Source organism: Cytophaga hutchinsonii ATCC 33406 (assembly GCF_000014145.1).
In the GTDB taxonomy this organism is placed as follows: Bacteria; Bacteroidota; Bacteroidia; order Cytophagales; family Cytophagaceae; genus Cytophaga; species Cytophaga hutchinsonii.
Window position 1 is genome coordinate 1,782,114 of sequence record NC_008255.1, and the last position, 15,684, is coordinate 1,797,797.

At 38.2% G+C, this 15,684-nt stretch carries 12 protein-coding genes; 7 read left to right on the forward strand and 5 right to left on the reverse strand.

Annotation, left to right across the window (positions count from 1 at the left end):
• Nucleotides 1–78: 78 nt before the first annotated feature.
• Nucleotides 79–1,359: a DDE-type integrase/transposase/recombinase gene (locus CHU_RS07445; protein ID WP_041932267.1), complete on the reverse strand. Its 1,281-nt coding sequence runs from the start codon at nt 1,357–1,359 to the stop codon at nt 79–81.
• A gap of 554 nt (nt 1,360–1,913) precedes the next feature.
• On the opposite strand from CHU_RS07445, the gene CHU_RS07450 reads away from it, so the two are divergent.
• Nucleotides 1,914–2,102 carry a hypothetical protein gene (locus tag CHU_RS07450; RefSeq protein ID WP_011584915.1) on the forward strand — a complete coding sequence of 63 codons (189 nt, stop codon included), beginning with the start codon at nt 1,914–1,916 and terminating at the stop codon, nt 2,100–2,102.
• A gap of 621 nt (nt 2,103–2,723) precedes the next feature.
• On the opposite strand, the gene CHU_RS07455 is transcribed toward CHU_RS07450, so the two are convergent.
• On the reverse strand, nt 2,724–3,002 hold the full coding sequence (locus CHU_RS07455; RefSeq protein WP_011584916.1) for a hypothetical protein: 279 nt from the start codon (nt 3,000–3,002) through the stop codon (nt 2,724–2,726).
• A gap of 3 nt (nt 3,003–3,005) precedes the next feature.
• Here CHU_RS07455 and CHU_RS19785 point away from each other — a divergent pair, with 3 nt between their 5' ends.
• Nucleotides 3,006–3,140 (forward strand): hypothetical protein, encoded by a 135-nt coding sequence (locus CHU_RS19785; RefSeq protein WP_262485272.1) that lies wholly within the window; start codon nt 3,006–3,008, stop codon nt 3,138–3,140.
• 1,281 nt (nt 3,141–4,421) lie between these two features.
• Here CHU_RS19785 and efp read toward each other — a convergent pair.
• The gene (gene efp, locus CHU_RS07460) at nt 4,422–4,982 is read right to left on the reverse strand and encodes an elongation factor P (RefSeq protein ID WP_011584917.1); all 561 of its coding nucleotides are present in this window, start codon (nt 4,980–4,982) and stop codon (nt 4,422–4,424) included.
• Nucleotides 4,983–5,164: 182 nt separating this feature from the next.
• On the opposite strand from efp, the gene CHU_RS07465 reads away from it, so the two are divergent.
• Entirely contained in the window at nt 5,165–5,503 is a 339-nt protein-coding gene (locus tag CHU_RS07465; RefSeq protein WP_143144157.1) for a heavy-metal-associated domain-containing protein, read from the forward strand.
• A 1,302-nt stretch (nt 5,504–6,805) separates the two neighbouring features.
• Here the strand turns inward: CHU_RS07465 and CHU_RS07470 are convergent.
• Together CHU_RS07470 and tyrS are read right to left on the reverse strand one after the other, a co-directional pair.
• A complete protein-coding gene (locus CHU_RS07470; RefSeq protein WP_011584921.1) occupies nt 6,806–7,390 on the reverse strand; it encodes an SET domain-containing protein in 585 nt (194 codons plus the stop codon).
• A gap of 8 nt (nt 7,391–7,398) precedes the next feature.
• Nucleotides 7,399–8,682 (reverse strand): tyrosine--tRNA ligase, encoded by a 1,284-nt coding sequence (gene tyrS, locus CHU_RS07475; RefSeq protein ID WP_011584922.1) that lies wholly within the window; start codon nt 8,680–8,682, stop codon nt 7,399–7,401.
• Between the two features lie 113 nt (nt 8,683–8,795).
• Between tyrS and holA the strand changes: the two genes are divergently transcribed.
• The 4 genes from holA to CHU_RS07495 all read left to right on the forward strand — a co-directional run bounded on the left by holA (nt 8,796) and on the right by CHU_RS07495 (nt 15,657).
• The gene (gene holA / locus CHU_RS07480) at nt 8,796–9,830 is read left to right on the forward strand and encodes a DNA polymerase III subunit delta (RefSeq protein ID WP_011584923.1); all 1,035 of its coding nucleotides are present in this window, start codon (nt 8,796–8,798) and stop codon (nt 9,828–9,830) included.
• A gap of 75 nt (nt 9,831–9,905) precedes the next feature.
• Nucleotides 9,906–12,944 (forward strand): tetratricopeptide repeat protein, encoded by a 3,039-nt coding sequence (locus CHU_RS07485; RefSeq protein ID WP_011584924.1) that lies wholly within the window; start codon nt 9,906–9,908, stop codon nt 12,942–12,944.
• Nucleotides 12,937–14,571, forward strand: coding sequence for an integral outer membrane protein (locus tag CHU_RS07490; RefSeq protein ID WP_011584925.1), 1,635 nt, complete (start codon nt 12,937–12,939; stop codon nt 14,569–14,571). The genes CHU_RS07485 and CHU_RS07490 overlap by 8 nt, the downstream gene beginning before the upstream one ends.
• Nucleotides 14,572–15,657 (forward strand): SPOR domain-containing protein, encoded by a 1,086-nt coding sequence (locus CHU_RS07495; protein ID WP_011584926.1) that lies wholly within the window; start codon nt 14,572–14,574, stop codon nt 15,655–15,657.
• Nucleotides 15,658–15,684 lie beyond the last annotated feature (27 nt).

The window sequence follows — 15,684 nt, forward strand, 5'->3', positions numbered from 1 at the left end:
TCATTTGATTAAAAGATAAATACCTTCTTCGAAATAAAATTGAAGAAGGATTTACTTTTTCATACTGCTAGTTGATTTTTATTTACAGGTTCGGCACATGTGATTACGATTTTGTTCGATACGTTTGCTTTTTGCTTCAGCCATAAACGATTTTGTATCCATATTGAACTGTTGATTGGTATAGATTTCCATCGGAACCATTCCGTTTAAAGAACCATGCGGGCGTACAAACGAATAATCATGCACCGTAAGCTTTACACATTCAATAAGCTGAGACAAAGTAGCTGGTTGATAAAACCGAAGATATACTTTAATGATTTTGTTAATAGCTTCAATAGGGGCGTTTGAAAAGGAAATATCTTTTAATGCTATGATTTTAGTTATCTCAGGTTGGACTGTATTTTTAAGTAGTTCATGAATGGTAATATTGTGATTCTCTGTACCTCCATCTGCCATGAGTATTGTGCATGGATGCTCTGGATGATATTGATGTATAGTCTGTATAGCGGCATCAAGTGCGCACTTTACATTATGTGCATTTTTTTGTAAAGAAACACTCCATCCCAGAATCGCTTTTGAAAAATTATCACTCACCAATACAATAGCAGCTTTTACGTCGTGTTTAATATTCCAGAAGGTTGTATCCACATGCAGAAACTGATTGGGAGCGGTTGTGACAAGTCCTGTGTGCACGTGTTTTTCTTTTTGTTGTTTATTCCTTACTCCAAGTAGCGGAACATACTTATACCATGTACTCAAAGATGCAGCAAGTAATTTGTTTCGTTTAGCAAAATATGTAATAGAAGAAACAGGCCAGCAGATAAATCGTATGTCCATGAGCAATTGTTTCATGATGCTGATTTCTTTAAAAGACAATTGTAACGGATGTCTTTTAAAACATAATGCAAAAGCAGAATCGTGACAGATATTTTTTAGTTTGTTTAATCTGTAGTGAAAAGTATTGGACGAAATTCCTGCAAGCTTTAGAGCAATGCGTTTGGGTAGTATCCTACATAAATGCTGAACTTCATTTATGACGACATCTTTATACTGTTTGTGTTTATTAAGAAAAGGATTAACGATGTGTGCAATACGGATCCATGTTTTGGTAACAATATTGAGTGTTTTTTTTAGTGCAGCACGTTCATGTATATGCTCCATGTGTTCAAAGGCTTGGTCGAGTTTGTGCCTTATCTCATAACCTATATAAGAAGTACTGGGATCATTATTTCGCCAGGTGGAAATAGTAGAATATGGAATCGATCTACGCAACGTTTCTGATATAAGATGTTCTTTGTTGTGATAATATAAATATATAACAGATGTGTCGTATTTGCTGCGTGTGCGGATAGCAGGCATAGAAAAAGAGATTAATGATAGTAAATGATGTTTCGTACTTTTATTTATTAAGCCATCTCCAGGATACAAATCCTATAAATAGGATACAAAGATCATTACGTTTATTTTTGTCATGCTGAAACAGTAATAAAAAAGTCTGTTCAGTATGTTTTGTTTCTTAACATGTTACCAGCTTCAGACAGATTATTCAACACACAACTCTCACCGGCGCGTTAGGGGTAGGAGCGGAAATCCTTTTTTGTTTTTCACAAAAAAGGTTGGAGCGGATAGCCCGGCGCCAGCATTGCGCCCAGTGCAGGAACTTATTTTAAGCTTGTAGTTTTCCGGCGCAAAGCAGGCGAACGCCCTGTTACAAAATTAAAAATTCCAAAACACAAGTATCAAATAGATAGATTTTGGTTCGCCGCGGCGAATTGTTTTTTGTTATTTGGCATCCATCGGACAACAAAGTACACATCATAAGAAAACGTTTATCTCTCTTTTATTTTTAATTCACGTGTGAATTTTTAAAACAAATCAAAAGTGAATTTCTATAAGTAATAAAAATAAATACAATGGAAGAAAATGACAGGAAAATCAAAATCGAAAATGCCAAGGTGGTAATAAATTACTACAATCGTTTGCTACAAATATCTCCTTTAGATGAAGGGTTGCTTAATAAGCTTGCGGAAGTAAAACATAGCCTTGAAGTCTTAAGAAGAGCTTATAAAATCATAGATTACTTTAAATCCTACATGTTGTAATGGCTTCAAAATACATTTGTGTATTTTTACGTACATTGATTCAGAATATATTATCTAAGATCCATGAGCAACATGGTAAATCCCTGCCCGAGAAAAAAAGGTTAATGCGCTTCCGCCGCGGAGGTCGAAAAGACCAACCACGGCGGAAGCTAAAATAGATGCAGCAGCTACAACAACTACTACACAATAAAATAATTTTAATATGATTAAGACTTATATACTGATTGCAGCTGTCGCAATATCAACAGCTACTTCATGTAGAAACTCGAATTCAGAAATAATTATCCAGGCAAATAGAGAAAGCAGTTGGAGTTTTTTGGGTTTTTTAATTTTCTTTAACTGTATGAAGTATGTATGCCGACAGTACGGAGACAGTACGGAGGGAGTACCAGGACAGTACGGAGGGAGTATGGCAACTGTACGGCTGCTCTAGGACAACAATACGGATCGTGCCTGGAAACACTGGGGAATAAGACGGGAAAAAGCATGAAACACATACCATACACCTATGAAAGGAGTATGCAGCCTGAAATCTAAAACCACCATACAAATCACAAACACCCTCGTACCTGTTGAATTATTCCATCGTTTGTTATTTGCCATTCCCCTTAAGCGCTGAGCCTAAGAATAATGGCTGATATTATTTTCCTGCAGCCGGAAAGCTTCCTCGATCAAGCCCGGAATAAATTCGTAGCCCGCATTGCTGATATCCAGCTCAATCCCTGAATCCAGAAAGTAATGTACATATACACCCAGCTGCCAGTCAAAGGGAAGGGAAGCAAACGGCAGAGCAGATGCGGATGGAGATTTAGGCAGCTGCTGATGAAAGTCATTAAAATCTTTCCACGTTTTTGGAAATTCCTTTTGCAGGAAATCAATATTTAGCGTAACATTGCTCATACTATGGTACGTTGGTTTAAATCGGTGCGTGACTTCTATAAACAATATGAAGTCTATATGAAAACAGATCTGATCATGTATGCAACATTTATTGTCGCATTCATCATCTTCCTGATCTGCATAACACTATTTGATTAGCGACAAGGCCGCTATTTTAATAGACTCTACCCCACGATTTTAATCGTGAACCTTTGATCCCAATCATTCAGACGATTTCAATCCTGTGCCCGCATGATCCCCGGCGTATGATTTCCAACCCATGATTTCAATCATGGGGTCCAACCGGTTTATTCGTGTCTCAACCGATTTATTTATTTGTTGAATATGAAAACAGATCTGATCATGTATGCAACATTTATTGTCGCATTCATCATCTTCCTGATCTGTATAACACTATTTGATTAGCGACAAGGCCGCTATTTTAATAGATTCTACCCCACGATTTTAATCGTGAACCTTTGATCTCAATCATTCAGACGATTTCAATCCTGTGCCCGCATGATCCCCGGCGTATGATTTCCAACCCATGATTTCAATCATGGGTCCCAACCGGTTTATTCGTGTCTCAACCGATTTATTTATTTGTTGAATATGAAAACAGATCTGATCATGTATGCAACATTTATTGTCGCATTCATCATCTTCCTGATCTGCATAACACTATTTGATTAGCGACAAGGCCGCTATTTTAATAGACTCTACCCCACGATTTTAATCGTGAACCTTTGATCCCAATCATTCAGACGATTTCAATCCTGTGCCCGCATGATCCCCGGCGTATGATTTTCAACCCATGATTTCAATCATGGGTTCCAACCGGTTTATTCGTGTCTCAACCGGTTTATTTATTTGTTGAATATGAAAACAGATCTGATCATGTATGCAACATTTATTGTCGCATTCATCATCTTCCTGATCTGTATAACACTATTTGATTAGCGACAAGGCCGCTATTTTAATAGATTCTACCCCACGATTTTAATCGTGAACCTTTGATCTCAATCATTCAGACGATTTCAATCCTGTGGCCGCATGATCCCCGACGTATGATTTTCAACCCATGATTTCAATCATGGGTTCCAACCGGTTTATTCGTGTCTCAACCGGTTTATTTATTTGTTGAATATGAAAACAGATCTGATCATGTATGCAACATTTATTGTCGCATTCATCATCTTCCTGATCTGCATAACACTATTTGATTAGCGACAAGGCCGCTATTTTAATAGACTCTACCCCACGATTTTAATCGTGAACCTTTGATCTCAATCATTCAGACGATTTCAATCCTGTGCCCGCATGATCCCCGGCGTATGATTTCCAACCCATGATTTCAATCATGGGTTCCAACCGGTTTATTCGTGTCTCAACCGATTTATTTATTTGTTGAAATAACTTAGTTGATGCCCGTCAATATTTTTATTTTACACGCTCCACATAGGCACGCGTGCGGGTGTCAATTTTTATGCGGTCGCCGATCTCAACAAATAACGGTACTGTAATCGTAGGTCCGTTATCAACTGTTGCAGGCTTTAATGTTTTAGTTGCTGTATCTCCTTTAATACCGGGCTCTGTATAGGTTACTTCCATTTCTACATGTGAAGGTAGTTCACCTTGAATAGGCGTTTCACCATCAAAGGAAATCAGCATATTCATTTCTTCTTTTACAAAATCAATTGCATCACCGAATAAGATCGTTGGAATATAGATCTGATCGAACGTTTCAGTATCCATGCAAACAAGGCTGTCGCCGTCTTTATATAAGTACTGCAGCTCTTTTACCTCAACACGAACCATGTCAATATCTTCGTCTGCTCTGAAACGGGCTTCAGCTGATTTGCCGGATTTAACATTCTTCATTTTAGCCTGATAGAAAGCTCTTAAATTACCGGGTGTGCGGTGTTCAATTTCAGTAATTGTAAGAAGTTCTCCATTGTAACGAATGAATGAACCTCTGGAAAGATCATTAGGTTTAGCCATTATTGTAATAAATATATAGATGCAAACTTAAACATTTACACGATTAAAATCCATAGCAGAGAGGCTGATATTGCATGGTATATAATGCTTTTTGAGTATTTTGAATGGGTGATAAATATGGTTCAGGAATTATTTTGTACATTGGAATGTTGATTTTATTCTGACCAACTAATCTATTGAAAATGAAAAAGGCACTTAGTCTCATTATACTTATTACATTCCTGGCCGCATGTAGCAGCAAACCAAATGCACAGGCTGAATTTCATGTGCGCGGGAATTGTGAAATGTGCAAAGAACGCATCGATAAAACTGTACTTGCAATCCGCGGCGTTGACAAAGCAGACTGGAATGTAGAAACAGAAACTATTCAGATTGCATATGATTCTACCGTAGTAAAGCCGGTAGAGATTGAAAAAGTTATTGCTGCAACAGGGCACGCTACCACCCATATACCAATGGATACTGCAGCACATGCTAAACTACCTGAATGCTGCCAGGTAAATCAGGGCTTTGCGCATTAATATGCTTGATATATGTATTGATTATTTGGTACGGTTTCAACCGTATTTTTTAATCTTGCCATCCATCATTCATCTCACCAGCCCATGGTTTTAACCGTGGGCAAATAAATGAAGATATATGTATTGATTATTTGGTACGGTTTCAACCGTGTTTTTAAATCTTACCATCCATCATTTCATCTCACCGGCCCATGGTTTTAACCGTGGGCAAATAAATGAAGATATAGGTATTGATTATTGGTACGGTTTCAACCGTATTTTTTAATCTTGCCATCCATCATTTCATCTCACCGGCCCATGGTTTTAACCGTGGGCAAATAAATGAAGATATATGTATTGATTATTTGGTACGGTTTCAACCGTATTTTTTAATCTTGCCATCCATCATTTCATCTCACCGGCCCATGGTTTAACCGTGGGCAAATAAATGAAGATATATGTATTGATTATTGGCACGGTTTCAACCGTGTTTTTTTAATCTTGCCATCCATCATTTCATCTCACTGGCCCATGGTTTTAACCATGGGCAAATAAATAAAGATATAGGTATTGATTATTGGCACAGTTTCAACCGTGTTTTTTAATCTTGCCATCCATCATTTCATCTCACTGGCCCATGGTTTTAACCATGGGCAAATAAATAAAGATATATTATTGATTATTGGCACGGTTTCAACCGTGTTTTTAAATCTTGCCATCCATCATTCATCTCACCGGCCCATGGTTTTAACCGTGGGCAAATAAATGAAGATATAGGTATTGATTATTGGCACGGTTTCAACCGTATTTTTTAATCTTGCCATCCATCATTCATCTCACCAGCCCATGGTTTTAACCGTGGGCAAATAAATAAAAATGTATGTATTGATTATTGGCACGGTTTCAACCGTGTTTTTAAATCTTGCCATCCATCATTCATCTCACCAGCCCACGGTTTTAACCGTGGGCAAATAAATAAAAATGTATGTATTGATTATTGGTACGGTTTCAACCGTATTTTTTAATCTTGCCATCCATCATTTCATCTCACCAGCCCATGGTTTTAACCGTGGGCAAATAAATGAAGATATAGGTATTGATTATTGGCACGGTTTCAACCGTGTTTTTAAATCTTGCCATCCATCATTTCATCTCACTAACCCACGGTTTTAACCGTGGGCAAATAAACACCCCATGGCTTCACCCCATGGGCAAAAAAACAGCCCACGGCTTAACCGTGGGCTGGAATTAATAGTAGGCCGTCTTTAACCATGACCTGTTAGTATTGATAATTTATTTATTTCCTATGGTTTTAACCATGGGCTATTTCTTTTTCTTCTTTTTATCTTTCTTCTCAGATTTATCCGACTTTTTCTTTTTGTCTTTCTTTTTCTTCTCCGGCTGGAAACCCATAGCCGTACGCATTTCATCGCCGTAATCGACAAGCAGTTCTTCGCCCGGTTTGATTTTCTTCTTCGCTACAATTTCAATCACTCCTTCGTTATCCAGGTATTCAACATTTGCTTTTTTATCCGAACCTGTGAAGTCGCATACAAAACGGCCTAAGCCAGAGGATGTCTTACGTGCATCGATTACATGTTTTTTACCAAGTGTCATGCCGTACTCACCATGACCTTCTTTGTCGTAACGTTTATTATATTGTTCAACCGTTAGTTTTTCTCCTTCGTATAAAAGAGCTACGGATCCTTTTTTAATTTTCTTTAACGTAAACAAACCTAAACCTGCAAACGGAACCGTTGATTGTGCAACTTTAAAACCAAGTTCACTTTCCGTGTGTTTTTCGCAATAGGGATGCGTTAATGTACAGGTGTTTTTGCAACGCGTGCCTGTTGAATCTTTATACGCACACTGTTTTTTTACAACGATGGAATGGTTTATTTGAGTCATATTAAAAATTAATTAAATCTCAGTAAGTAATAATTTTTTTTGCCTTTTTGTACCAACAGGTAATTATTCAGTAACAAAGGGTAATTTACAATTTCTTCGGAAGAATTTATTTTTATTTTGTTAATACTTACACCACCGCCCTGAATCATTTTGCGCGCTTCGCCTTTTGAAGGGAATACCTCCGAATTGGTTAACGTACTCAACAAGTCCAGCACGCTGGGTTTCTCGTCTAAGATCGATCTGGAAATTTCGATCAGCGGAATGCCTTCAAATACCGACAGCAGGGTTGATTCATTCAATGCCTGCAGATCTTCCGTAACACTTTTTCCAAACAGAATTTCAGAAGCCTTGATTGCCATTTCATAGTCTTCTTCAGAGTGTACTCGTATGGTGATATCCTTTGCCAGTGTCTTCTGCAATAAACGTTCGTGCGGAGCCTTCGCGTGTTCCGCTTCCAGCGCTTCAATCGCTTCTTTTGAAAGAAGGGTAAAGATGCGTATGAAACGGCTTACATCTTCATCTGCGCTGTTCAGCCAGAACTGGTAAAACTTGTACGGGGAAGTAAGCGCTGCGTCCAGCCAGATGTTTCCGCCGGCAGATTTACCAAACTTGGTGCCATCTGCTTTGGTAAGCAACGGGGTTGTTAACGCAAAGGCAGTACCATCGGCCATTCTGCGGATCAATTCGGTGCCGGAAGTAATATTACCCCATTGATCTGAACCACCCATTTGCAGGCGTACATTTTCTTTCTGGTATAAATGACAGAAATCATATCCCTGTAATAACTGGTAGGAAAACTCTGTAAAGGTAAGACCCACTTCCAGACGCTTTTTTACAGAATCTTTAGCCATCATGTAGTTCACCGTTAGGTGTTTGCCTGCGTCACGCAGAAACTCCAGAAAGCCAATGCCTTTAAACCAGTCGTAGTTATTTACAAGCTTTGCTGAATTTGCACCGCAATCAAAATCAAGGAATTTAGTCAGCTGCTTGCGGATCCCTTCCTGATTTAAGCGCAATGTTTCTTCTGAAAGGAAGTTACGTTCTTCGGATCTTCCGGACGGATCACCGATCATGCCCGTAGCACCGCCAACAAGTGCCATAGGAATATGACCTGCATGCTGAAAATGCACCAGCATCATGATCGTAACAAGGTTACCTATTGTTAATGAGGACGCTGTAGGGTCAAAACCAACATAAGCCGTTGTCTGATTCTTTAATAAATATTCTTCCGTTCCCGGCATGATGTCGTGCAGCATGCCTCTCCATTTTAACTCTTCAACAAAATTTTTCACGAATCCAGTAATTTTTATGGGTACAAATATACGTTATATATGCAAAAGCGGAAATTTCAAGTATTTATTCACATTGGTTTAGTTTCCACGCAAAGGTTAGTAATTTTGATATTATGGCTGAAACCAGTTCTGCTCCGGATAAAGTATTAAAAGACCTTAAGGAAGGTAAATACGCTCCTGTATATTTTTTGCAGGGAGAGGAACCCTATTTTATAGATCTAATATCCAGTTATATAGAAAATAACTGTTTGCCGGAATCGGAGAGAGGATTTAATCAGACGATCCTGTATGGCAAAGATACCAATGTTTCTACCATTCTTCAGAATGCCCGCAAGTATCCGATGTTTTCGGAAAGGCAGGTAGTAATGGTTAAGGAAGCACAGGATGTTTCGGATCTGACCAAAGATTCAACAGAGAAATTTTTAATGGCATATCTCGAAAATCCATTGCCTACAACCATTCTGGTATTTTGCCACAAGTATAAAAAACTGGATGCCCGTAAAAAAATAACCAAGCACCTGCAGAAGTATTCGGTGTTTGTTGAATCTGCCAAACTTTACGATAATAAATTGCCTGAATGGATTAATGGCTATTTCAGGGAAAAGAATTACAGGATTGATCCGAAGGCGGTCGTTCTATTGGCCGAATCTATTGGTACGGATCTTTCCCGAATGGCAAATGAAATTGATAAGCTGCTCATCAACGTTAAAGATCCTGCTATAACCATCACCGAAGATTTAATCGAAAAATATGTTGGCGTGAGCAAAGAATACAATGTCTTTGAATTACAAAAAGCTATCGGTGTACGGGATATAATAAAAGCGAATAAAATCGTTAATCATTTTGAATCCAATCCAAAAGCGAATCCGATTGTAATGGTGCTGTCAAGTTTGTTTACTTACTATCTTAAAATACTGGCGATTCATGCCGCCACAGATAAGAGTGAAGCAAGCCTGGCAAAGGTTGTTGGTGTACATCCATTCTTTGTAAAAGAATACATCAATGCGTCGCGCATCAATGATATTAATAAATGCATCTCTTGTGTGCGCGCCATTCGTGAAGCGGACAAAATGGTGAAAGGGTATACGGTTGTTAATGTTACCGATGGCTTTATTTTAAAAGAATTATTGTTTAAATTATTACATTGAACAGTCTGCTCGGTCGCATAGGTATATGCAGCATAGAATAGATTATTCCTTATCTGATACTAGTTAAAAAACTATATGGTTAAAAAAAGTATTTTACTGTTCTTTGCATGCATCAATGTTTTTATTGCATTTGCTCAGAATACAGCTGCACATAATGCTTCAGATCGAACGTATTATGATGGCATGGAACTCTTTGATAAGCAAAAATATGTTGCTGCCAGAGAATTGTTCCGCCAGTATATTCAATCTGCCCCACAGGAAACCAGAGCCATTGAATGTGAATATTATATAGGCCTGTGCGCCTTGAATTTGTTTAACGACGATGCAGAGTATCTGTTAAATAATTTCGTTGAAAAATATCCCAATCATATTAAATCGGGCAGAGCCGGTTTTGACTTAGGAAATTTTTTTTATACCAATAAATCATACGATAAGGCCATTCTATACTATGCTAAAGTAGATGAATCAAAACTTTCTCACGAAGAATTAAATAACTACTATTTTAAGTCGGGTTATTCAAGCTTTACCAAAAAAGATTTTGCTACAGCACTGGATAAATTTAATAAATGTAAAGGTGCCAAACATCAGTACACACCTGCTGCAAATTATTATGCCGGCTATATAGAATTTAAAAATGGTGAATACGATACGGCAATAGCTGATTTGCAGAAAGCAGCGGAAAGTAAGGAGTATAAGCCTTTAGTAGCCGTATTGATTGCTAATATCTATTACAGACAGGCGAAGTATGATGAACTGATCCCGTATGCGGAAAAAGTAATTGCAGATAAATCAGCCGGTCCTAATACCAATGATGTGAAGCTGATCCTGGCAGATGCCTATTTTTTCAAACAGGAATATGCTAAAGCAACACCTTTATTTAAGGATTATTTAACGGCGACAGGTACAAAGAGCCTTACACCGGATATGAAATACCGGATCGGATTCTCCTCATACAAAGCAGCAGATTATAAACAGGCCGTAGATATGCTTCAGGCAATTGCTACCGATAAAGATTCTCTCGGACAGTCATCTGCTTATATATTGGGTTTGAGTTATTTAAAATCAGAAAACAAAAACGCTGCGCTGATCAGTTTTGAACTGGCACAGCGTTCTGTATTCAGTGCCGTAATAAATGAAGAAGCAATGTTTTTGTATGCAAAGATAACATCTGATTTAGGGCGTTTTACTGAAGCAACACCACGTTTAAAGAATTTTATTGAAAAATATCCGAAGAGTTACCACATGCAGGAAGCATATGAATTGCTGAGTGAATCATTTTTAGGTTCCCGCAATTATGATGAAGCCTTAGTATATATCGAAAATTTAAAACATCAGAACTCCCGCATTCACACTACGTACCAGCGTATTGCTTATTACAAAGCCGTTGAACTGATTAATAAAAAACAGTATGCTGCCGCTATTGTTGCACTGGATAAGTCTTCTACCTATAATTTTGACAAGACGGTATACATCAATTCGTTTTACTGGAAAGGCGAATGTCTTTCGTTGGAAAAAAGATACCCGGAAGCCATTGAGTCATATTCAACGGCTATTGAAAAAGGCAATACGCTTGAAAATACCAATGTTGCAAAAGCCTATTACGGACAGGGCTATGCATATTATTACCAGAAGAAATGGGACGAAGCCATTCCGCAGTTTGTAAAATTCATTACCATACAGGCAGAGAAAAAAGGCAAAGGAGATATTTATTACCGCGATGCTGAATTACGTTTGGCTGACCTGTATTTTGTAACCAGACGTTTTCCTGAAGCAATAAAATATTATGACTTTGCACTTGCTGAACGGAATGAAGATGAAGATTATATTCTTTTTCAGAAAGCAACAATCAATTACTTAACCAATAAAACGTCGCAGGCATATTCCATGTATGCGCAGCTGACAAATAAATATCCGAATTCTGCATATTACGATCAGGCATTGATGCAACGTTGTCAGCTGGATCTGGAAGCCAGTAAGTACGAAGTAGCTATTGAAGGCTACAATAAGATTATCAATAAAAAAGAAGATCTGAACGGACTTAAACCAATTGCCTTACAGAAGCGTGCGATTTCCTATTTCAATTTAAAAGATTATAACAAAGCGATTGCCGATAATAAGCGCATCGTGTATGAATACCCTAAAAGCGCTCCGGCTTACAGTGCGTTATTAAGTATTCAGGAGATGCTGGGCATTCAGGATAAATCAGAAGAGTTTGCACCAATTCTTGCAAAGTATAAAGAATTAAATCCAAGTGATCAGGATCTGAAAGAAGTAGAATTCAGAAGTGCACAATCGTTGTACAGTTCTCAGAAATATCCGCAGGCGATTACAGGTTTTGCTGCCTTTATCCGTCAGTATCCGACACACCCGAATGTTAGTGAAGCACAGTATTACCTGGCAGATTCGTATTTCAGAACAAAAGATTACAGCAACGCGAAGGCAACATACATTGAGATTCTGGCAGAAAAAAATCAATATTATAAAAAATCGCTGCAGCGTGTGGCAGATATTGCTTACCTGCAAAACGACCTGCCGGGTTCATTAAAATATTATTCCGAATTCCAGTCGCTGGCATCAAGCAATAAAGAAAAAACCGCAGCCTGGACAGGTTTAATGGTTGCGTTTTTTGATTCCAATCAATTAGACTCCTGCATGGCATATGCTACGCGCATTATAAGCCATGGTTCGGCAGCGCCGGATGCAGAAAATAAAGCACAGCTTTATAAAGGAAAAGTATCCTATCAGAAAAAAGAGTATGATGCTGCCCAGGATTATTTATTGTCTTGCATAAACGGACCTAAAGATATCAGTGCCGCGGAAGCAATGTATTACGTAGCCAAAATCCAGTTCGATAAAAAGCAATATGCTCAATCAATGGAAACGCTGTATGATTTCAATAATACATTCAACAGTTACGAAACATTGCTTGGTAAATCGTATTTATTGATCGCAGAAAATCTTGTTATGAAGAATGAGATTTTCCAGGCGAAAGAAACCTTGAACTCAATCATTTTGAAATTCCCGAACGCAGATATTAAAAAGCAGGCTCAGGCACGTTTGGATCAATTAAATGCTACAGATGCTAAAACAAAGGAGGGTGCAGGAAATGAATAAGCTGAAACTGATATTCGCGTTGATACTGTCAAGCGTTTCCTTCTCTGTTTTTGCACAAACAGAAGGAGAGATTATCTCTACAACGATTATTACAGATGATAAAGCAAAGCTTGATCTGAATCTGGCCAATCGTTTCTTTGAACCAAACCTGGATGTTCAGCCAACAAGAGAGGCAACACCGCAGCAATACGATACAAAGGATTATTCTATAAACCCGCCGCGGTTTGATGCCAAAGTAAAAATACCAACCATACCACCCGATTCACTAAATACGATTTTGCCGAATTATGGTAAAATCGGTGCCGGGAATTATGGCACTGTATTAGGGGAAATATATCTGACAAATAAAAGAAGTGCCAGCTATTCGTACGGCGCTCATTTTAAACATTTGTCTTCAGCAAAAGGCTCTTTAATGAATTCAGGGAATGGTCATGACTTGCTGGAAGGATTTGGTAGCAAATATGGAAAGACAAACAGCTGGAATGGCCATGTATCTTATAGTAATGACCGGTACAGATATTATGGTCGTCCGCAGGTTGATTCTTTGAATAATAAAGATTCCATTAAGCAGACCTATCAATTATTTCATGCGGGCATAGGTACAGTTAAAACAAAAGTAGGCGATAAGTTTACGTATTCTACAGGCATTGATCTGTATTATTTAGCTACCAAACTGAAAGCAAAAGAAACGGAATTGGTTTGGAATGCGGCTGGTACACTTCAGCTAACCGATACCAGAAGTGCCTCGCTGGATGCAAGTATATCCAATGCAAACAGGTCCGATTCTTCCTCTGTAAACCGTTTTTTATTAATGCTTAAACCCACGTATAAGTTGGTAGGAGATAAGTGGGATCTCACCGTTGGTGCAACCGTTAATTATTCCAGCGATACGCTTAAAGGCTCAAACGGTCTTCACCTGTATCCGGCCATACACGGGAACTACAATTTAAAGCCGGGTAAAGTAACCGTGTTTGCCGGAATTGGCGGCGGTATGGATAAAAATACGTATCGTACGTTTATTCAGCAGAACCCTTATGTAGGTTCTGATCCGGTACTAAGTCATTCAAACCGGAAAATTGATTTGTATGTGGGTTCAAACGGAAACATTGACGATAAAGTAAGCTATACCGTTAAGATGAGTTACAGAGCATATACCAACCAGTATTTCTTCACCAACAGCATAACCGATTCCAGCCAGTTCAGCGTATTGTATGATAAGGCAGGTGTTTTCGGGCTTGACGGAGGATTGTTTTATGACTTGAGCAAGGAGTGGAGAGTATCTGCAAATATGGTGTACAATGCCTGGAGTACAGACAAGCTGGCAAGCGCATGGCACCGGCCATCTTTCCAGGGATCAATGGGTGTACAGTATAATTTAAAGCAAAAAATATACTTTAATGCTGAAATGTATTACCTTAGTGGTATTAAGGGGCTTAATATGGAGAGTAACTCAACTGTTAAGCTGACTGACATTGCAGATTTAAGTCTTAAAACCGAATACAGATTTTCCAATAGTTTTTCGGCTTTCTTAGAATTAAATAATATATTGTCACAGAAATATCAAAGATATTTATATTACCAGGTTAAAGGATTCAACGTTTTAGCCGGTTTGACGTATAGTTTTTAAATGACAAATATAGAAAAATACATATCAGAACTAGTTGGCAATCATGATTGTGTGATTGTGCCAGGCTTAGGCGCGTTTATCGCTCAGGCAACTTCTGCTGATATTCATCCTATTACCCATAAATTTACAGCTCCGGGACGCACATTAGGTTTTAATGCGCAGATCAAGGTAAACGATGGTTTACTGGCTGCTGAAATTTCCCGCAACGAAAATGTTTCTTTTCAGGAAGCAACCAATACAATCGAGGAATTTGTAAAGACATTTAATTCAACACTTGCTTTATACAAACATTATAACCTTTCTGAGATCGGACGTTTTTTTTATAATGTTGAAGGTAAACTTGAGTTTGAACCTGATTATAGAGTTAATTTTTCTTCCGATAGCTTTGGCTTAACAGATTTTACTTTTAAACCGATAGAACGTAATACCTTTGACATGAATCAGCCTACAAAACACCGTACTGCAAAAGATCAGACTTCAAAAGAAGAACCATCAACAGTCGGTGAAAAGAAAAAAACAACAACGTTTGCAAAAGTGTTATTTGTACTGATGCCGTTACTGGTATTAGTTGGTGCTGCAGGTTTTGTCAGATATAGCCAGAATCAGGATATCAGTATGGGCGGCGTTAACATTTTTGAATCACTGGGATTGAAGAAAGAAGCGGTAACTGTTACAGATACAGCAGCAACAGCTGAAGTACTGGTAAAAGACACCCTTACCTATACAACAGAAGAAACGCCTGTTGAAGCGCTTGCTCAGACAGAAGAAGTTCCTGTAATGGAAGAAGTGGTGATTGAAACAAAAACGACTGCTAATACATCTGCAAAAAAAGTACAGAACATTGCTCCGGGTGAAGTTGTTTCAGGGACATTCTATGTAATCATCGGTTCATTTAAAAATGAATCAAATGCCGATAAACTATACAGTAAACTAACAGATTCAGGTAAGCAGGTTGTGAAACTTCCGGTAGATGCCAATGGTTTTTACAAAGTTGCCGTTGGTTCATTTGAATCACTTGAAAAAGCCAATAGTGAAATGGCAAACTTAGAGCCATCGTATAGCGGTATCTGGGTTAAAAAATATTAATACTGAAAGTGCAATTTACTTTTAACG